The organism is Marinifilum sp. JC120 (assembly GCA_004923195.1).
GTDB lineage: Bacteria > Desulfobacterota > Desulfovibrionia > Desulfovibrionales > Desulfovibrionaceae > Maridesulfovibrio.
This window is the reverse complement of sequence record RDSB01000022.1, coordinates 1-19,704: the sequence shown is the minus strand read 5'-3', so window position 1 is coordinate 19,704 and position 19,704 is coordinate 1. Positions and strand designations below refer to the sequence as shown.

Annotated in this window: 15 protein-coding genes; 7 read left to right on the top strand and 8 right to left on the bottom strand. The window is 42.9% G+C overall.

All coding sequences use genetic code 11. The annotated features are described in order from the left end of the window. From D0S45_17655 to dndE, 4 genes are all read left to right on the top strand, one after another. The gene (locus D0S45_17655) at positions 1–336 is read left to right on the top strand and encodes a hypothetical protein (GenBank protein TIH12497.1); all 336 of its coding nucleotides are present in this window, start codon (positions 1–3) and stop codon (positions 334–336) included. An 834-nt stretch (positions 337–1,170) separates the two neighbouring features. After that, positions 1,171–2,604, top strand: a complete 1,434-nt coding sequence (dndC, locus tag D0S45_17650) for a DNA phosphorothioation system sulfurtransferase DndC (GenBank protein TIH12546.1) — start codon at positions 1,171–1,173, stop codon at positions 2,602–2,604. Continuing rightward, the gene (gene dndD / locus D0S45_17645) at positions 2,595–4,559 is read left to right on the top strand and encodes a DNA sulfur modification protein DndD (GenBank protein ID TIH12496.1); all 1,965 of its coding nucleotides are present in this window, start codon (positions 2,595–2,597) and stop codon (positions 4,557–4,559) included. The genes dndC and dndD overlap by 10 nt, the downstream gene beginning before the upstream one ends. 1 nt (position 4,560) lies before the next feature. Then, positions 4,561–4,938, top strand: a complete 378-nt coding sequence (gene dndE / locus D0S45_17640) for a DNA sulfur modification protein DndE (GenBank protein ID TIH12495.1) — start codon at positions 4,561–4,563, stop codon at positions 4,936–4,938. A gap of 15 nt (positions 4,939–4,953) precedes the next feature. Here the strand turns inward: dndE and D0S45_17635 are convergent, their stop codons facing one another. The 3 genes from D0S45_17635 to D0S45_17625 all read right to left on the bottom strand — a co-directional run bounded on the left by D0S45_17635 (position 4,954) and on the right by D0S45_17625 (position 8,463). Further along, positions 4,954–5,883, bottom strand: a complete 930-nt coding sequence (locus D0S45_17635; GenBank protein TIH12494.1) for a hypothetical protein — start codon at positions 5,881–5,883, stop codon at positions 4,954–4,956. A 1-nt stretch (position 5,884) separates the two neighbouring features. Next, positions 5,885–7,585 carry a hypothetical protein gene (locus D0S45_17630; protein TIH12493.1) on the bottom strand — a complete coding sequence of 567 codons (1,701 nt, stop codon included), beginning with the start codon at positions 7,583–7,585 and terminating at the stop codon, positions 5,885–5,887. 77 nt (positions 7,586–7,662) lie between these two features. Continuing rightward, positions 7,663–8,463, bottom strand: coding sequence for a restriction endonuclease (locus tag D0S45_17625; protein ID TIH12492.1), 801 nt, complete (start codon positions 8,461–8,463; stop codon positions 7,663–7,665). A gap of 327 nt (positions 8,464–8,790) precedes the next feature. Between D0S45_17625 and D0S45_17620 the strand changes: the two genes are divergently transcribed. Further along, the gene (locus D0S45_17620; GenBank protein TIH12491.1) at positions 8,791–11,061 is read left to right on the top strand and encodes an RHS repeat-associated core domain-containing protein; all 2,271 of its coding nucleotides are present in this window, start codon (positions 8,791–8,793) and stop codon (positions 11,059–11,061) included. Then, on the top strand, positions 11,048–11,485 hold the full coding sequence (locus D0S45_17615; GenBank protein ID TIH12490.1) for a hypothetical protein: 438 nt from the start codon (positions 11,048–11,050) through the stop codon (positions 11,483–11,485). The genes D0S45_17620 and D0S45_17615 overlap by 14 nt, the downstream gene beginning before the upstream one ends. Before the next feature lie 67 nt (positions 11,486–11,552). On the opposite strand, the gene D0S45_17610 is transcribed toward D0S45_17615, so the two are convergent. The 5 genes from D0S45_17610 to D0S45_17590 all read right to left on the bottom strand — a co-directional run bounded on the left by D0S45_17610 (position 11,553) and on the right by D0S45_17590 (position 18,722). Further along, positions 11,553–12,185, bottom strand: a complete 633-nt coding sequence (locus tag D0S45_17610) for a TIGR02646 family protein (GenBank protein ID TIH12489.1) — start codon at positions 12,183–12,185, stop codon at positions 11,553–11,555. Further along, positions 12,169–13,518 carry an ATP-binding cassette domain-containing protein gene (locus D0S45_17605; protein ID TIH12488.1) on the bottom strand — a complete coding sequence of 450 codons (1,350 nt, stop codon included), beginning with the start codon at positions 13,516–13,518 and terminating at the stop codon, positions 12,169–12,171. Before D0S45_17605 ends, D0S45_17610 begins: the two co-directional genes overlap by 17 nt. Before the next feature lie 114 nt (positions 13,519–13,632). Then, positions 13,633–14,943, bottom strand: coding sequence for a site-specific integrase (locus D0S45_17600; GenBank protein TIH12487.1), 1,311 nt, complete (start codon positions 14,941–14,943; stop codon positions 13,633–13,635). Positions 14,944–15,265: 322 nt separating this feature from the next. Beyond that, positions 15,266–17,599 carry a hypothetical protein gene (locus tag D0S45_17595; GenBank protein TIH12486.1) on the bottom strand — a complete coding sequence of 778 codons (2,334 nt, stop codon included), beginning with the start codon at positions 17,597–17,599 and terminating at the stop codon, positions 15,266–15,268. A gap of 22 nt (positions 17,600–17,621) precedes the next feature. Beyond that, positions 17,622–18,722 carry an ATP-binding protein gene (locus tag D0S45_17590; GenBank protein ID TIH12485.1) on the bottom strand — a complete coding sequence of 367 codons (1,101 nt, stop codon included), beginning with the start codon at positions 18,720–18,722 and terminating at the stop codon, positions 17,622–17,624. 474 nt (positions 18,723–19,196) lie between these two features. Here D0S45_17590 and D0S45_17585 point away from each other — a divergent pair. Beyond that, positions 19,197–19,704, top strand: a 508-nt coding sequence (locus tag D0S45_17585) for a hypothetical protein (protein ID TIH12484.1), incomplete at its 3' end; no start/stop codon positions are given.

Here is a 19,704-nt window from a genome sequence, read left to right as displayed (position 1 = left end):
ATGCCAGAAGATTTACCTAAATGCCCCAGCTGTGAAGTCAACACTCATGTAGTTCTCATCAACACAGCTCAGAAAGTAGGAACCGCTATTGGAGGAGCAACAGGTGCAGCTTGTGGATACATAGGTGCAGAAGCTGGAACTATAGCCGGTGCTGCCATCGGATCATTCGTCCCTGTCATCGGGACTGGAATCGGAGCAGTTGTTGGCGGTCTTGGTGGAGCCTTGGCTGGATTCTTTGCCGGTGCTGCCACAGGAAATGCCGTCGGGAAGAAGGTCGATATGGAGGTAATCGGGGAATATCGGTGTAATCGGTGTGGCACTCAGTTCGAATCTTAAACGTGGAGGATAATATGAAGAATTTGCTAACCTTTATCGGTGGCATGGTCGTTGACTTTTTGGCTGCAACTGAAGTCAACGCTGCGATGGATGAAGAGTCAGATATAACTTGTAGAAAAGTTATCACTTGGGATGAAAAACCTGTCGACGACAGGCTGGATGAATTGTTGGAGCCTGATGGGAGTTAAGTTTAATGAAGTGAATGCCGCCGGGGGAACTCGGCGGCATTTGTTTAGTGCTGTTTGTTAAATATAAGCATTGATGCGTTGCGGGTAAGGGAGTACGAATATTTGCAAAGCAAAAAAATAAATTATTATTGGAGATTTCCCATGGCTAACTATGAATTTATTTTTGAAACAAACAGCGAAGAAGATGTACCTGATGTGAAATGTACTATCTGTGGAGTAGAAGCCGAAAGTCATTTGTATGGATATATTTCTAACAGAGCTGTTTATCGCTGTCGTTGCAGCAATATTGGTAATTGCGAGAATCGCAATGCTGATCGCAAATGGGTTTCAGGAGAATTTCGGTGGTCAGGTCGCTCTTGGGAGTGGGAATAATCACTGTATGAGAATACAGTGACAGTTCTTTTTGTAAGGGGTTATATTTATAGCGTTTGTGTTTCGGTATGTGCGGCCAGCTAAGTCTTCACAGCTAAGATTGCAGTTACATGAAAGGTAGGCTAAACAGCAGGCAACGCGTATAGGGCAGATTATGTGATTTGTCTCTAATGTGTTTTTTGTTTTTTTAAAAATCGCCATACGGCCTTAAAGGTTTTCCTCTCATATGACCCAAAATGATAACCATCAATATTCCGCATTCCAGTTGGATGGAATGGGGTATAAAAAATATCTCTCCTTTTTGTTCGAGGAGGTAATAAATCTATACCAAGAAGATCCACATCCTTGGGTTATAGGGTACAGTGGCGGAAAGGATTCCACCGCAGTTCTTCAATTGATTTGGCTTGCTCTTGAAGGTTTGCCTGCTGCCGAAAGAAATAAAAAAATATATATAATTAGTACTGATACCCTTGTCGAAAATCCAGTTGTTTCACATTGGGTAAGGCAGTCTTTAAATCTAATTAATCATCACTCAAAAGAGCAAAACATGCCTTTTGAGGCTCATCTCCTTCATCCTGACCCTGCCAATAGTTTTTGGGTTAATATGATAGGTCGCGGTTATCCTCGACCGTGGTCCAAATTTCGTTGGTGCACTGATCGACTAAAAATTGAGCCTTCCAATAAATTTATTGAAAAGGTTGCGAACCAATACGGTGAGACAATTCTTGCCTTGGGTACCAGAAAATACGAGAGCGCAAAGCGTGCCAGCAATATGCGCCGACATGAAAAGCATCGCCTTCGTGACCGTTTAAGTCCCAACAAGCATGTTGAAAACTGCCTTATTTATACTCCGATAGAGGACTGGACCAATGATGATGTCTGGGCCTTTCTCATGGATAAGGATAATCCATGGGGTTTGGGCAATTCCGAACTGCTTGAGTTGTACAAGGATGCGACTGAAGACCGTGAATGCCCAATGATTGTTGATCTGGATGAAAAAACACCAAGTTGTGGAAAAAGTCGGTTTGGTTGCTGGACATGTACTTTGGTTACCCGTGACAGTTCCCTCGAAAATATGGCGATGAATGACAAAGCGAATGAATGGCTTTTGCCGTTAATCCATTATCGTGCTCACCTTACAGTCAAAGACGATAAACCAAGGCGTGATTTTCGTAGAATGAAAGGGACAGTAGAATTTTATAAAGGGCAACCCATTCATGGTCCGTATTTACAAGGTCAGCGGGAAATATTTTTAAGAGAATTGCTGAGAACAGAAAAAAAGATGCGCCAGAAGGCTCCGCTTGAATTTGGTACTATAAGCTTAATTTCAATTGAAGAACTTAAAGAGATCCGGCGTATTTGGCTTGTGGACAAGCATGAAATTGAAGACCGTCTTCCTGTTATTTATGAAGAAGAAACAGGAAAGCCTTTTCCTGATACAACTCTTCAGCATTATCATTGTTTTGGAGAGACTGAACTAAAAATTCTTGAAGATATCTGTGGTTCGAACAATCGGCTGAGTTACGAAATGATTCGTGAACTGCTCGATTTAATGTGGGAATATCAAACTAAGCTTAGACGTGCCGGATTATATGAAAGAATGGAGCAAGTTATTCGCAAATCTTTTTATGACAACAAAGATGACGCTGTTCATTTTACTAAACAATACAATGAAGTACGCACCGTAGAGGAAGACAAATGCTCTTAGGGGAACTTATTCTCGAAAACTTCAGCGTATACGGTAAAAAACAGCACTTGGACTTGAGTCCGAAGGATAGCTCTCATCCCATTGTTTTAGTCGGAGGTTTAAATGGGGCGGGAAAAACAAGTTTGCTTACCGCTATCAGGCTCGTTTTATTTGGTAAGAGACTTGTTCATCTTGATCCTAAAATATCGTCATACTCTGCCTTTCTAAAAAAACTGATAAATGACCCTTCGAAGGGGGACAGTAGCATTACGTTGTCATTTGCGACTTATTCTCACGGGGAGAAAGACATATATACTGTTTCGCGTAGATGGAAGGAAGCTTCTGGAGGAAGGGTTTCTGAGAAATTTATTGCACATAAGAATGGTAAGCATGACTCGGTTATATCATCTACTTGGGAAGAATTTATTGATTCGTTTATTCCGGTAAGTATTGCTAATTTATTCTTTTTTGACGGAGAAGCCGTTGCTGATATGGCTAGTAAGGAAGGAGCGCAGCTTCTTCTGAAAACAGGGGTCGAAGCATTACTCGGAATTAACCTGCTTAATAGGTTGCAGGAGGATCTTTCATCTCTCATTTATAAAAAATCTCAAGAAAATTCAGACTCAGAGTTTAAAGTAAGATTGAGTGTTCTGGATGCCGAGCTAGAAAAACAACAGAGCGATTTGGATAGCTTAGAGGCAGAAGAAAAGAAGATTGAAAAGCGGCTTGCGCAAAAGAAAGCGGAATTATTTAAGGCTGAGAATGAATTTAAAGCTAGCGGTGCTGAACTTTTCACTCAACGCAAAAGCACTGAAGATGATTTGAAAAATGCGAAACAAGAAGTAGAGAGCATTTCATCAGAACTTCGTGATCTAGCAGCAGGGCCCCTTCCTTTGGCTTTACTTGGTAATTTTATTCTCGATATTCAAGAACAAGAAAGGCGTGAACAGAGTGCGATAAAAGCAAAAGCTGTCATAGAGGTCCTTGAGGAACGCGATAAGACTTTTCTGGATATTGTTAAGGAAAAAGCACCGGCAGCGTATGATGAACTGACGGCTCTTCTTATTAAGGATCGTAGCCACAGAGGCAATACTGCTGCTACAAAAATAGTCCTTGATATGTCTGAAGAAGGAAGCATTCTTCTTCAGCATCTTCCGCAGCGTATCGAACATGAGCAAAAGCAGGCCGCTTCGCTTAAAAATAAATTTGAGTTGTGGGTTGAGAAGAAAGATGCTCTGGAACGAAAACTTGCGATGATTCCTCCAGAAGAAACAGTGGCTGAATCCATTAAGAAAAGAGACGATGCTGTTCATGAGCTGAACATAATTCTTAACCAACAGGCCAGTCTTGAGCGGAGGATTGCAGACCTTAAAGGTTCACGTGATTTCAAAAAAGCTGAAAAAGAACGTCTTTTGAAAAAGCAGGCATTAGAAGATGCTGAAAACCTCGTTCATGATAGGGTCATCCGCTATGCAGGTGTTGCACGTGCGAGAGTCGGGGAATTTGGTAAGGCTGTCTTGGATAAATCCATTAACCATCTTGAAAAGCTAATTTTTGAAAGTATTAATCTTCTTTTGAGAAAAAAAGAGTTTATTGTTTCAGTCCAGATCAATGCGAACGACTATGAACTTGTTTTAAAAGGTCATAATGATCGTCATATTCCGTTGACTTCGCTTTCTGCCGGAGAGCGTCAGCTGGTCATCATTTCAATTTTGTGGGGACTTGGGCGAGCTTCTGGACGTCCTCTGCCCGTTATTGTTGATACTCCTCTTGGGCGATTGGATTCCGTGCATAGAAATCTTTTAGTTGAATACTATTTCCCAAATGTAAGTCATCAAACCATTTTACTTTCAACCGATACTGAAATAGCTGGAGAAACCAAGGAGAAACTTTCAGAATTCGTAGGTGCCAGCTACACCCTAAAGCACGATATGAAACGGCATCAAACACAAATAACAAACGGATATTTCAGCTAATATGATTGAGCACGTAAGACTCTCACAGAGAGCGAAAAATCAACTTGTCGTAGTGAAGCGACATACCGGCATTAGTAACTGGAACGTTCTTTGTCGTTGGGCGTTCTGCTTATCCTTAGCTGAGCCTGCAAAGCCAAGAGACGAAGAGATTCCTAGTGATAGCTCCGTTGAGATGACATGGAAGACCTTTGGTGGTGAGCATCATGAGGTCTACATGGCTTTGTTAAAGCAAAGGTGTTTGGCTGATAGCCTTCCTATAGAGCATAATTCGTTACAGAGATCTTTTAAGCAGCATATTCAACGTGGAATTGGGTATTTGTACGCAGAATCGAAAAAAGAGTCAGGTATACAAAATTTAACTAATAGTGCTTTGTTTTAGCTTTTATAATTTACATTACCTAAAAGCCGTAGCTGGAACCATTCGGTAGTCTTTAATAGGATCGTGTTCATAACATATAACTTTAAGATTAGATGGCAGCATTCCTCCTTCAGGATTTAAGGGAGTTACGGTTAATTGTGAGTTCTCTATTCTGTTTTTGCATCCATCAATATGTTCACATTTTTGTTTTGCAGAGATTGCCCTAATTACCCAAAGGGGTTGAGGACATGATGTTCTACCCCGTTGGGGGTGATTGAACACTTTAGGAGAGCAATTGGCTTCATATAGTACAATTTTGTTTGACTTATGTTTGTTGCACCATCCACATGCTATTTTTAAGTTGTCGTCATTCCCTCCTCCTAAAGAAAAAGGAAATACATGATCGAGCTCTAGTCTAAAATCTCTGCTCGACAAACCATGTGGCTTTAAATAGTCAACAAATGAAAGAGGGGGCTTGTTATATTGTTTTATGTCTAAAAAACAATTTACTGCATCTTCATCAAATTTATAACCGCATAAGTAACAGCGCGGGGGCGAGTCTATATTGTCGATGATTTCCTGTCTGAAGCTTAGGCTGTTTGCTTTTCGTCTGTTATTTAAGCGTGACCTAATTCCGGCGTAAATTTTTTTTGCAAGGAGTTGAGCATAATCATTTCTTTCATCTGCTGGATGGCGAGGAAAAATTTCACGCAACGATTTTTTTACAGCATCACAAACATTTGCATATCCGGGATCTTTCTCTTTGCATGATTCAAAGTCAAAAATAGATTCTATGAACCATTTTGCAATTAAAATGTTTGCATCTCCATGCAAGAGGCTAGACCTTAACCCTAATGCATTACTACTCATCCTATGGTTGGCTATCTTGGCTAATCCTGTTGAGTCCCAGAGATGTTGTGGAGCATCGATATAGCAGTCTTGCAGGTAAAGTTTTAACGAATCCATACTACGATCTGTAAGGTTTTCCGTAAGAAGTTTTCGGAGGTAGTTTTTTGGGGTCTTTTCTATAAACTTCCCAAAGATGTGCCCATTGTTTTTTGGTCGCAGTGGCATCCTTTTTTACGTTGTACACCCAATTCTTAGCAAAATAGTCACAGCTTACTTTTCCTTCCATGAGCCATCTATCAAATATATTTTCAATTTCTTCTGAAGATGAGATTGAAATAGTAGCATCACACATGAATTGAAAAAAATCACAGAGTAGAATGTGTAGACTTACTTTATTAAAAAGATTTGATTCTGTACTACCCCAGTAGTTTTGAGCGTCAGGGTTGTCGCTTCCAAAATATTTTTTTACACATGAAAAGAACGCGATAAAGCAGTCTCGCCATGGTCCATCTGAATCGCTCCAGTATTCAATATGCGAATTATATCCGCAGTTTTCATAGTCAGAAACAATAGCAGATTCTGGCAGACGCTGCCTCCGCCATCTATCGGTCTCATCCGTAGGACTGTGGTATAGCCGTCCTCCCTTTAATGATCTAAAAACTTTTACTAAATTTGATAGTACACTCCAGTGGAGCCTCTTTCTCCTGTTGGTTGATTTCCCAAATCCACGGTCAACAAAGCCATAAAAGGGACTTTGGGGGTCACGGGCTAATGAAGATACTGCCTGTGATTCATAGATAGGAATTTCAGCTTGTAAAAGACGATTTGTTACACCTTTTAGCTCGTCGTTAGAAAGACTTGTTGAAACAATTGTGCCAAGGAGAGGTCTCGTAATTGGGGTTGCTTTTTGGTTTACAACTACAAATTGAAATACGTGTTCAGCTGGATTTGTGTCCATTAAAAGTGATATGGGAAGTTTTCGTGATAAATCTGTTTCGACTTGGAATTGAGCTTCATCTGCTTCAAATTCTTCCTCCATCAATTTATCTATTTTAGCTATTGACTCTTCCTCTGCTGCCATATCACGTGCTAGAGCTAAGGCTCCTTCCAAACGATGTTGTCCATCTACAATAACGATAGGTTTTAAAAAAGCAGCTATTGATTTTTTTGTGAATCCACCGATGCAATCAAGTTCAAATCCTCCTCCCATTGATTCTAGTATTTTGATTCTTGCACTGATTGTGTCCCAAAACTCTGTAATAAAACTTTCGTCGTCAAAGTATTGGTTGTCATTTTCTTGTTCCTCTGTGTCTACGTCTTCGGTCTCTTCCATCTCACTGCTGTCACCGAGTTCAGCTAAACACGATTCTGATTCTCTCAGTTCGTTAACAAGATTACTGTTAATATCACGGTCCTTTAAGGTTTCCATCCGTGACTCAAGCTGCTCTTTCATAGCTTTTAGTAAATCAATTAAATTTTCATTCTCAAGATTTTTCGAGCTGATTTCAATATATCCAAATTCTACGTCTTCTTCGCCACCTTCAGATGTAAAAATAACGTCACCATAGTCTGATTCTCTCTTGGCACACAGCAGCGGATTTTGAACTATATTAGCTTGATCTGATAAAAATGACTTGATTTTATTTACGCGTTGCTTGTTTAAGCCTCTTTGAAATCCAGCGTTTTCAGTGTCAGAAATTTCAGCCTTTTCGGGAACCCCACCCCAAAAGCCAATGTGTGTAGCAGGAGCAGAGAAAAAAACTAGCCATTTACCAGTATCATTATAGCGCATTCTTAGTGCTGGATATTTTTCTTTCATTTTTAACTCGTTAAATTCGTTACTTTTTAAGGGTAAAATTATGTGTTTTTGTGCCTGTCCTTACTGCATGTATGAGGCTATGTCATATCATCTATCAACATTCTGTCTAATTCAATAGAATACTTGGCAAAAAGCTCTTGTTGTACACCACATCGTTTTTCAAGCATAATGTCAACAATTCCATCTCCATTAACTAAAATTACAGGCACAGCACCAACTCTAGTGGATACGGCCTTTGCTCCAGCTGTGAAGGTGGAAGTGGTAAAAAATATACCTTGATCGAATTTGCCTTGGATTGCACCTCTGAACTTATCAACTTCTCCCCGTCCTACTTTGCCTCCTTTCCATCTTTTGCACTGGAAGGCTACGCAAAGTTTGCTTAGACCTGCTTTTAAAATCCCTTCGCCATCGATGCCACCATCCCTGCTGGGACTGGTGACCATAAGCTCTTCAACTCCATAGCTTTTTAATAAATTTTTACTGAATACTTCAAACTCGTATGGGGTAAGATTCTTGAGTTCTTCAAGCAATACTTTTTTGAATGAAGATATGTACTTTTCATGTGCATTCTCAAGGCGTTGTTCCAATCTGAAGTGCTCATTTTCTTCTTCAGCTAGAGGGTTTGGGGTATCGATAGCCTGAAATCCAATCAAAGTGTATTTCCCATCAGGATTTCTTGCAAATAACTTTACTCCTCTAGCTGATGGAATGTCCAGATTTTCACATCTGCGACGGATTTCTGAATTAACTACATGTTGGGGATTTTTTGCTTTGAACCTGTAGTAGCCCTTCAGAACAATCGCTTCATACACTTCAACATAGGTAAGTGGCGTACTTGCCTCTTCCATCACTTTTTTGACTGCTTCCCATATTTTCATATAGCCTACGTGCTTTTTTGATTAAACTAATAATTTAGTAGGTAATTATTTGCAAAGAATATTTTTCCAGAAAGACTTTATTTTCATCTGTTCGGCCACTGTCAACCCACCCCAAGTCCGTTCCACCTCCTATCATACAAATTAAAGGGGACGGCCATCTGAATTACGTGATTCCAGCCAGCCTCCCCGCTAATCTTTAAAGCCGGAGGTGAAAACGGCATGGTGAATTTTGCTGATTATGTGATAACAAAACGGGATCGTGGAGAGCTGACAACCGGGCTGGTGCTTTATGGCGAGACCGAGCCGCCTGAGATGTAGATCGAAAATTTGTGGAAGATTGTCCACCGCGAGACAGGCGAAGATCTTGCGGACCCCAGACCTGACTTTGATGAGTTTTCGTCCTCGGACCGCATGTATCCTTCCATGATGAAGCCGGAAGTCAAACGTCGCTGGGATTTGAAAAATTACGAATGGGACGAGACTAAGGCTCAGCATGCAAAGTTGAAGCGTATGGTTCATGCCCAGTTCATGCAGGAGAATCCCAGCCTGCCCGTGGTTCAGGGTTTGAAAGGCACAACTTACGGTAGTGAAATTCAGGCTGAGTTCAAGAAGATGCTTAACGGAAGCCAGTCGCTGCTTAAGTCCCGCATGCCGCAGGCTGGTACGGGGCGGACCATCCGTGATGAGCTGGAGCGCGACAACGTGGACCTCAATGAAGTTGCAGACGAGGTCGTGCAGTTCCAGACTCCCGATTCCCGGAACACTTTTGCTGTCATGGGTGTTGATAGGGATGAAACACTGCGCATTGTCGGTAAAATCCTTGCTTTAGCAGAATCCAGCCATACCCTTGAATATCAGTACGATGGAGAAGGCAGGTTGCAGGTTGTGCATTACGAGGGAAAGCCGGTTGAAGTGTATCGCTACAGCCACATGGGGCAGCGCGTGTTTTCGCAGGTATCTGGCGGTCAGCCACTGAAATATCGCTACAATGAACAGGAGCAGCTCGTTCAGGTCGGGGAGGTCTCTTATTCCTATGATGAAGACGGCTATCTTGCAGCTAAACAGGATTCACATGGCCTTACCCGCTATCATTATCTGGAAAGCGGTCAGCTTTGCGGCGTGCAGCTTTCTGACGGCAGGGAGATTGAATATCGTTTTGATGAAAACGGGTTCCGGGCCGAGAAGCTCATCAACGGCAAGCTTGTTCAACGATATAAGTGGGACGATCTTATCACGTTGTCTGCGGTGGAGGACCGTTCCGGCGTGACGCGTATTCGTTATGATGAGGATGGGGACGTTATCGGGATGATCCGCAACGGGCAGAAACTATTGCTGGCTACCGACCAACTGGGCAGCATCTTTACTGTTGCTGATTTGTCGGGAAACAGTGTACAGGAAGTCCTATATGATTCTTTCGGCAGAGTGATACAGAACAGCCGTCCCGAACTCGTGCTTCCGCTCGGCTTTGCCGGAGGACTGTATGATTCCGACACTGGGTTGATTCATTTCGGTTACCGCGAATACGATCCGAGCATTGGTCGTTTCATTTCTCCTGATCCGCTGGGATATGCTGGCGGGGATGTGGATCTGTATGGTTATTGCGGAGACGATCCGGTTAACTTTGTGGATCGGCTGGGATTGTTTGACGAATCCAGCTCTGATGATGACAGTAAGAGCGAAAGTGGGGCTTCTGGATCTGGTGGAGGCAGCAGATCGTCAAGTTCCGGTGGGTATGCCGGAAATGATTTTGGTCCGGGCTATGACGGAACAAGCGGAAGTGCCTATGGCCCCACAGACGCTGGTTGGGGTTACAATACAGATCCGGGAGGTTCTCATTTCAATGGGAATAATAGCCTCGGTGGGGAAGGACGTAGTCAAAGTACGACACGTAACGCCCAACAAGCTAAGGATAATGATTTTTTCGGTCTGCAAAGTCAGCAGGCTCAGGATGAGCTGAATAAGGCAGGTGTCCAACAAGGTCTGGAAGTGGATAAGAAGGCCCAAGAGTTGGCAAATAAGCAGGATCAATTCAATGCTAAAGAACAGGCAAAAAAAGAACATAGAGCTCTCGCTGAGGCCGACCGGATAAGCCGAGCACGGCGTGCGTCTCTGGCAGCCGATGAAGATGATAAGGATAAAGGATTTTTCGAAAAAGTTCATGACGGCGTTGAAGAAGCCCTGACAAAAGGTGGAAAGGCTGCCAAAGAAGCAACTGCCAAGGCTGCTGAGGCTTTTGTTGATGACTCAAGAATATGGGGAACAACAGCAGCCGCTGTTGCAATGCCTGCTGTTGTAGCTGGAGTTGCAATTGGGGGTAAAGAAGTTCTAGGTGCGGCTCCTCAGTTGGCGAAAAATGTAGGCAAGGCTGCTAAATGGGGCAAAAATTTTGCAAAAAACACAGCTAGAAAGGCCGATATAAGCATACGAACAAGCAAAATCGGAACAAAGCAAAAATTGAACCTTGAAAAAGTTGGCGAAGCAGCAACAGGGCTTATCGATAACCAGCCTCCTTCGCCTACTCTTGGAGGTGCTGTCAGCGCAGCTAAGTATGTCGGTGCGGGAACACTGGAAGCTATGGAAAATCATGGGAAAAAATAGAAAAAAAACACACAAAATCAAACCCTCAAAAGGTGGAACTAATAGGCTTAGTCTTATTCTGGCAGGCTGGGCATTTTTCTTGGCTGGAATTTTGACCCCACTTACTGGAGGAGGAAGATATAAGGGTTTTAAGGTATATGACTTTGTGGGGTATATACAATTTGTTGGCGGTGCTATTATTCTGATTTATTTATGGAAAACAAGAGAAAGCGTTTCATTAAATTCAAATGAAAGCAATGAACCGGAAGACATGATTTGTCCAAAATGTCAGACGGTTTATTTGGCAGAAGATCTTCCTGAAAATTGCCGGAAAGAGATTTGCTCAGAATGTGGAGCTAAATTAGAACCCTTGGATGGTTTTTATGAACGTCACCCAGAGTTGAAAGACGTTCCGGAACAATTCCCTCAGCCAGAGGATGATTAACTATGACCCCGGACTTCGGTTCGGGGTCTTTTTTCTAATTTCAGGGGAGGCAAACAGTCCTGACGTATTACCCCTGCATCCCCTCTAGCTCATGCTCCAAAATATTAACCAGCACAGGAGCATAAGGCTTGAGATCGTATCCTTCCTGCGGATCAAGTTCCGCAAGAAGGATTTTAATAATATCTGCGTCCAGCTCTGCTGCTTCTTCTGGCGGCGTGCCGAATTCGTATTGTAGAGCTTCAATAGCGCGTTTGCGAGCAGCATTGAGAGAGCGGGATTGCAGTTTTAGAACATCAAGACTTTCTTCGGCTCTCGCTGTTGTTCCTCTTACTCGGCCCGAATAAGAAAATTTAAGTTCTGTTTCACATTCATCCATAAGCGGAGTAAGTGGCAGAGGCTGGTGTCCATGGGCTTTACCGCATTGATTCGGGGTTTCGCAACTGGCAACGATATTTGTGAAGTCGGTCGTCCGGTTTTGGTCAATTCTCTGCGCTACGACATGCTCATTATGGCTGCTGGAATTATCAGCAGTAATGGGTTTGCAGCAGTAAGCGCAGAGTCCATATTGCTCCCGCAGGCATGCTTCACGTATCGCCACTCTTACTGCATCGTCTTCAATTTCAGAGTATCTTTTGCTTGGATGATCCTTGACCCAGTCCTTCAATTCATCAGGAGCTTCGTCTTTAGTTATTTTTCGCAAACTGGGCCTCCTTACGCATAAGAAGGATTTTTATTTTATTGAGTTCCCAGTGATCAGTAGGCAGCTTTTCTTCCTGTTCTTTTATCTCTGCATGGGCTTCTGAAAATTTTCTGTCATGGATAAGGTCCAGAACATCATCAAGTTTGTCCTGAACATCCTGGTTTCTTATACTGACGCCCATTTCCTGCAAAAGGACCTGATTGGCATCCATTCCGTAAAGATTGCCAAGTTGACGGATTTCTCCATCGTCGAGCATGTAAGCTAAAATATTTTGAGAGCTGCTTATCGCCAGCGGAGAGTGCGTGGTCAGGATAAATTGGCAGTTAGGGAAGACGGCACACAGTCTATCAATTATTCCTTGTTGCCATCTTGGATGCAGGTGCAGATCCACTTCATCAATCATTATGATGCCACGTCCCTCAAGCGGGTTAGTAAGAGCGGGATTCATCATGGACAATCTGCTGGCAATGCTGCCGACCAAAGCCATAAGGGATTTTTCTCCCTGAGAAAGCTGTTCTACATCAAGCTGAGTACCGTCTTTGTCGACCATCATACGCAGTCTTGGCTTGCGTTCAATTCTTAAGCTTTCAAATCCGGGCATTAAAATTTCGATGGCTTTTCTAACTGCGTTTAATTGTTTGTCTTTTAGAGAAGCGTCAACACGTTCAAATATTTCAGAAATACGGCGCTGGGGATCCTGTTCCTTTAAATCTACCATTCCCATAACAGTACTTACAAAATCGCGTGACATAACTTCGCTTTCGCTGTCTTCACGCTCCCTAAACCATTCAAAAAAACGTCTAAAATCAACTCCTTGCTGCAATGAACCATCCAATCCATCCAATTGTCCGAAGGAGTGCTTGGTACGAATTTTCAGTGGAATATCAAGAATTGTTCTTTCAACAGGGTAGTAGGCAAGCAGCGGGAGGGATGCGTTTTCATCTTCTGTGTAATTTTCCCGGAAAAGTTCAGCTAGTTCTGTTACGCCTGACAGGCTGCTTTCCGCAGTTTTCTTCTTACCTTTCAAAGTCTTGGCGAGAGTCCACTGATAGGGCGTTTCATCATATATTGCGTCAGTAGTGACAGTGGAAAAATTTTGGCTGTTTGTTATGGCGAGATCTTTCATCGCGCTACCGGAAGCACGTTCCCGTTTGATACGGGCAACCAACCAGCTGAGACTTAGCGAGAGAGCTTCAAGAAGAGTCGTCTTACCAGCACCGTTGTTACCGATGAAAACGATAACATTGGTATCTCCGGGAGGCTCTTTCGAAAAATCCAGTTCAACATTTTTGAACAGTCTGTAATTTTCCAGTTTTAATTTATTTATACGCATCAAGCTCTCCTTATATTCTCACCGACAAAACGTGCTTAAAGTCTGATACCTTATATGTCCAGAATATACCACCTGCCAGCAGCGGCGTGGGGATTTTCTGGTGGGGATATAGTTTCACTCCCAAGTCCCATCCCGACGCAATGGAATAACCTTAGTCTCACCATCCCCAAGAATACAACTCAGAACTTTATCCAGCACAATCATGGTCTTGGTTTTCGATTTAAGGTGCAGGCTGCGGTCATAGTGCTTCTGCCCGACACCGCTCCGGCCATGGTTCAGGAAAAGATCTAGGCGGTGATCCGGTTCTCCGGCATCGGCCAGCTTGGTTCGGATGGTTCTTCTGATATCCCGTGGGGACCAATGCTCCCGGTTATGTTTTTTATGAAAGCGGGTGATTGCCTGTCGTAGTGATGTGTACATAATCGGTTTAGCCGGATCGGTTCCCGGAAAGAGGAACTCGCTGTCACTATTCTCAAGCTGAGCTTCAATGATTCGGATTGCCCGATCCGAAAGGGGGAGGGCATGGAACTTATCGTTTTTGGTCCGGTCCGGGGTCAGGTTCCATCTTTTCTGTTCAAGATCGAATTCGTCTTTACGGGCCTCGACGCATTCCTTGACCCTTGCTCCTCCAACACTGACCATCAATTGTAGTACTCGCGCTACTGGCAGTGATACATGATTTCCGGGAACGGCCATTTCATTATATATGGCGCGGATCTCATCCTCGTTGAGGACCCTGTTTCCAACTTTCTTGGCCTGTTTGTCTACTCTGATTGCAGCAACTGGATTGAATTGAATACTGAAATTGACATCGCTTTCCTGTACGTAGTCGTTTTCGATTACCATCCCGTATTGATATGCACTATGCAAATAACTGCGGGTGTGGTCGGCTGAGCTGGCAGATCCTCGTTTATGGATTGATCCAAGATACTTTTTTATATCGGCAGTTGTGACTTGGTTGGCTTTGACGTTTCGGCCTAATGCTTTGGCAGCATTGTATTTCCCCGTCAGTAATGACCGTTCGACCTGCGACCATGTAGTCTTGCCTCGATGTTTGAGGTCTTCAATATAGTTGCGGAAGAGTTGTTCAACAGTACCTTGAGATTCAATCTCCCTGCGTTCCTTTTCTGCTTCAGCTTCTTGCCTCTGGAGTTCTGCCTTTGGATCAACTCCATCAACAAGCATGGTCCTGAACTCATCGGCTTTTGCCCGTGCAGCAGCAAGTGTTAGGCTGCCGGACCCATGGGCATTGGCAACCTTCATCATTTTGCGTTTGCCATTGACGTAGTATTGAAACAGCCATTCAGCAGAATATTGTCTTACCCTTAAGGCTAACTTGCCTGTCCCTTTCGGGGCATTTTCGGTAAGAATCTGGGGCTTGCCGGAACGAATGATTTTTTCGATTTGTTTGACCGTAAACTGCATCTTTTCACCCTCAAAATGTGGTGGCGGTTGTGGTGGCGGTACGGCAGCGAATTTCACCTAAAATCACTCACCGTCACTGGAGTATTATTTTACGGCTTTGAAAGATATAAATCAAGTATTCAAAAGGTTTTAAGTGTGCGCTTAGGGATGCTTTGTGAGGGTGTGGGAAAGTATAGAATTCTTCATTCGTAATCAGCAGGCCGTCGGTTCAATTCCGATCGTTGGCTCCAGTTAAATTAAGGGTTTACGTCTTATAGGTGTGGGCCCTTTTCTTGTTTTGCTACCCTATTGCTACCCTGAATGGTGGCATCAAAGAGTGTGTTTATATTCGAACTTGGGCTCTGCTACGTAAACGAACTTCAATTAATTCAGGAATTCTCTCTCGGATCATTTGGTATAGATTTAAATCTTTTTTTAGCTCAATGCTTAAGACGCAAGCATAAGTGAGGTGTGGGGGACGAATCTTTTCATTATAATACCAATCCGATCTTACCTGCGCGTGAATGTCAATTACTGGATTTTTTAAGGACTTAAAAAATTTCATTTTAGTCCAATAGTGCTTTGTTGTATCCCAGACACCAATATTTCTACGTTGTTCTTCTGTAAGAAAGAGTGAGTGTTTCGAACCAATAGAACTGTCAGTTTTAGGCAGTTTGCTTTGCTTAATTATGCCCTTGCTTATAAGCCTTGCGAATTCATCGGGATGATCAGCCTTATTAATAGTTTTCGTTTTATCTTGGTACTCGTATGTATATATGTCACTGTGCGGTCTGAATGTAACCTGTGTACCTCCGAGTGTATACTCATCAGGCATAGATGGAGCTACGTCTGTTGCGTATACTAACGTCCACGTAAAACGTGCTTGGCCCTTTTCGGCGAGATCATTAAAAAATGGGATTCGTAAGTGGGTTCTTTTTCCAAGACGTAATTTTCCATTATATAAAAGTGTTACGAAGTTTTTAGAACAGGTCATCAAATCATCAAGATTGCAGGAAAGCGGTCCCCATCCATATTCAGGTTCCCATCCATCTTGAAAGGCTTTATGAATCATTAAAGCTTTTGCTGTTTGCGGGGTCATTGTTTCTGGGTGTTCAGCTCGATAAAGAAGGTTTCCAGCTACGCCACACGCAAGAGGGGCAGAAAAACTTGTTCCCATAGAATAAGTACATTCTCCATCTCCACCAGGCTTGAAAACGCAAAACGGCTGATCGCTCCAGCCTCCAAACATATGAATATCTGGTTTAACAGCATTGCCTGAACGACCTGGCCCAGAGCAACTATATGGCGCCCGGATAGGTTTTCCTTTTCCATCATAGATATATGCACCAACACCTAAGCCATTGACGGCATCGGCAGGTGGTTGAATTCTATTATATGGTTCACTCAACTGACCTTCATTGCCGACTGCAACTATGAATAGGACATCTTCCTCATAGGCGAGCCTGTCCAGTGTCGCGGTAAATGGATCTATTTCATCATCCTCAATAGGTTTATTGGGGCCAAAGCTAAGGACGTATGTTTTGATTGAGCTGTTATCGGGGGATTTAACCGTTTCTTCTATCATTTTAATTATTTGATATAAGCCAAGGCCGGGAACACCCGTGTCATTGGGTTCAGGCAGGACTCGAAAAGACTTTACTGTGAATGAAGGTTCTTCGCATTTAATGTTGGGGGATTGTCCGTATAAAACAGCACCGCAAACAGCCGTTCCATGCGCAAAAGTAGACTCTTCTGGTGGTGCAGATGTAAGGTCAACGGGGATTGTCCACCGTCCTAGATGTGGAATGGTAGTATCTACTCCACCATCAAAGACACCAACAGATGGAAGAGGTCCAGACCGCATTGGATCAGGGATAGGTGGAGGGTCTGCCATGACTTTTTTATCGGTTGTCATTCGAGGGTAGGATATCCCTGGCATGGGGCGAAGTGCTCGTACAGGATTAAGGGAAGCTAGTTCGTTATATAATTCACTCATCGCCTGGACAGGAACAAAACGGGGCATATTGGCTCTTCCACCGAGAACCCAATTAAATAGTATACGGGGATAATTTTTGTGGTCGACTATATCGAAAAGAATGTGTTGGAATTCTTGCCAGTCTGTTTCAAGCATTGGATGTACTATTAACTCAAGCAATTCGCTAGCATCTGGATGGTCTAGGCCAATCATTTTTTTTTCTGGCAAAACCATTTGGATCTGATTAATACGAACTGGGCCGTTTAGTTCTTCTTTCGTGCTGTAGGATTTGTTGATTAGTGCTGCATGGGCTTGCTCAAGATCTCTTGTCGAAGCTTTAAAGAATAGCCTTCTTGCCTGTTTGGCTTGTTTAAGCTTTGTCTTGTCTCTTTTTTTCTGAATGGTTTTTATTGAACCCGTTAGTTCCCATCCAGCTTTTTCGAAGTATGCTTTAGGGTAATAACTTTTAGCTAAAGAATTACAATCAAGATCAACAGCAAAGTATACGCCGGATCGTAATCGTTTTTCTCTAGGAATGTTCTGAGCTTCCTCAATTGTTTGCTCTAGTTGGGGAGCTAGTCGTTGTTGCGCTTCTTCAAAGGTCCAAACTTCTTCTCTCTCCCCTGGAAATGAACCACCATACGGGGCTTCTTGGGATAATATTTCAGCTTTTCCAAGAATTGGTAATCGTTCTTTGGCCATTAGGACCTCCTTGAATTAATTATCAAAATTTCATTAGCCTACGCGCTGATGTGTGTGATATTTTTAATAGTTCGCCAAGTAGGCGATAGGTGAATTTTTTTTCGTCCATTTTCCTGGCGATTTGAATGAAGAAAGCTTTTTCTTTTTCGGTGTAGTTACGATCACTTACGTCTCTTTCGAGCTCTTGCAAAATTGAATCTCTAGGCGATATGTTTTCAACAATTTCGCTTGTACGAACTCTTCTTACGAATTCTTGAAGATCGGCACCACTGGCTCTTACAAACGCAGCAGCGGCAACAGCTAAATAATTCTGTGATCCTTTTTGGATTCCGTAGTAGTGCTTCAATATCTCTAGTCTGATATTATAATTTGGTAAAGGCGTTTCTATCCAGCGTGAAAATCTTCTTTTAAACGCAGGGTCAATTTGGTCAGGCATGTTTGTTGCGGCAACAATTATTGAATGTTCAGGCCAGTTTTCTATTTCTTGAAGTAGCACTGTGACTACGCGGCGCATTTCGCCGACATCAGCATCGTCAGCCCTATGATAACCAAGAGCGTCAAATTCATCTAAAAGAAGTAAACATGGTTCAAGTTTGGCTCTGTCAAGAACTTTTTTTAAGTTTTGCCCTGTTTGCCCTAAGTAGCTTGTAATTACCCCGGCTATGTTCAAAGCCATGAATGGTATTTCCAACTTAGAGGCTATCCATTTTGCCAGACTTGTTTTTCCAGTTCCCGGGCTGCCTATTAAGGCCAAGCTTGATGGGGCGGAAATGCCAGCTTTTCTAAGGTCAACAGCACGCTCCCTCTCTTGTATGAATCTGCTAACTTGTCTCTCTGTTTCAGGAGGAAATAGAGGGGCAGCTAGGTTCGCCAAACTTTCTTGTCGAAAAACAAGTTCCATACCAGAGTCTTTGTCTTTGGGGACTTCTGTAAGAGCATTGAATGATCGTGTTGCTCCAACCCCCCCCGCACTTGATATGGTGTGAGATATACTGTTGGATAAGTCAGGGTGGTTTTTATGAATTTTGGACAAGCGGCGTCGAAAAAGCATTAATAGCTCTCGGTCTGGTCGGCGTGCAGCAAGTGCTGCTGCCTCTTGAAGTAGTAATTCAATTTCTTTCATATATTTCTTTTGGAACACTTATTCTAATTAGTCAAATGAATTTTCCAAAATATAATTTAGTTCAATTATTTCAATGAATTTTTTTTAATTTATTTGGAACACCAACTTTAAAGGGAAAGTTGATGTGTATTAGCAAACAAAAAAGGGCAACTAGCTGACTATGGCGTTTGCCATTTTTAAGTGCCTATCGTTTATTATGCTTTATTATCGTTTACGATGCTTTACTATTCAATATTATTGTATATTTTTTTGATTCCTTGCCCGAATAGCGCAAAATCGCTTATACTCTCCCGGAGTCCGAAGGCAGGACAGGTAAGGTAGGTCCACTTTTTCAAAGTGGTCGACCTTACGTCCTGCACAGCCTAGGGGCTGAGGTTGGCTTATTCGCCTTCGGCTCAACGTATGTTGTTGATGAAATTCAGGACGCCTGAATTTTGGACTGGCATTAACTGCAAACTAAGTGGAGTATATGAGATGAATAAAAAGGCTAATAAAAACGGACAAATATCAAGTGTCGTTGAATTGGTTATGGAGAATAATCAGCCAAAGGCTTCTTCTTTGCTGGTGGCTGAACTGTTTGAAAAACGCCATGATAACGTGCTCCAATCAATAAATGATCTGGATGTCCCTGATGATTTTCGACGCCTCAATTTTCAGGAGTCCTCTTATATAAATAAACAGAACAAAGAGCAGCCATCCTTCAACATGACTCGTGACGGTTTTTCCCTACTTGCCATGGGGTTTACCGGCAAGAAAGCCATGGAGTGGAAAATCAAATTTCTTGAGGCGTTCAACGTCATGGAAGCCAAGCTGACGGTCCCGCCGGTAGAGGGCAAGATTCAGTATAAAAAGGCGACACCGGAGGCCGTAAAGTCTTTTGAGGGTATGGCCCGGTACTGGTGCTATCTTGAGGGTTGTAGCTGGGAGCAGGGCAAACGGCAGATCGAAGGGGCAATCAGAGTCTCGGATATTTATGAAATAG

Excerpts from the sequence above, each read along its gene's own strand:
- D0S45_17605 (TIH12488.1), bottom strand. The coding sequence starts at position 13,518 with ATGCGTATAAATAAATTAAAACTGGAAAATTACAGACTGTTCAAAAAT.
- dndE (TIH12495.1), top strand. The coding sequence starts at position 4,561 with ATGATTGAGCACGTAAGACTCTCACAGAGAGCGAAAAATCAACTTGTC.
- D0S45_17625 (TIH12492.1), bottom strand. The coding sequence starts at position 8,463 with ATGAAAATATGGGAAGCAGTCAAAAAAGTGATGGAAGAGGCAAGTACG.
- D0S45_17655 (TIH12497.1), top strand. The coding sequence starts at position 1 with ATGCCAGAAGATTTACCTAAATGCCCCAGCTGTGAAGTCAACACTCAT.
- dndC (TIH12546.1), top strand. The coding sequence starts at position 1,171 with ATGGGGTATAAAAAATATCTCTCCTTTTTGTTCGAGGAGGTAATAAAT.
- D0S45_17595 (TIH12486.1), bottom strand. The coding sequence starts at position 17,599 with ATGGCCAAAGAACGATTACCAATTCTTGGAAAAGCTGAAATATTATCC.
- D0S45_17635 (TIH12494.1), bottom strand. The coding sequence starts at position 5,883 with ATGGATTCGTTAAAACTTTACCTGCAAGACTGCTATATCGATGCTCCA.
- D0S45_17590 (TIH12485.1), bottom strand. The coding sequence starts at position 18,722 with ATGAAAGAAATTGAATTACTACTTCAAGAGGCAGCAGCACTTGCTGCA.
- D0S45_17600 (TIH12487.1), bottom strand. The coding sequence starts at position 14,943 with ATGCAGTTTACGGTCAAACAAATCGAAAAAATCATTCGTTCCGGCAAG.
- dndD (TIH12496.1), top strand. The coding sequence starts at position 2,595 with ATGCTCTTAGGGGAACTTATTCTCGAAAACTTCAGCGTATACGGTAAA.
- D0S45_17630 (TIH12493.1), bottom strand. The coding sequence starts at position 7,585 with ATGAAAGAAAAATATCCAGCACTAAGAATGCGCTATAATGATACTGGT.
- D0S45_17615 (TIH12490.1), top strand. The coding sequence starts at position 11,048 with ATGGGAAAAAATAGAAAAAAAACACACAAAATCAAACCCTCAAAAGGT.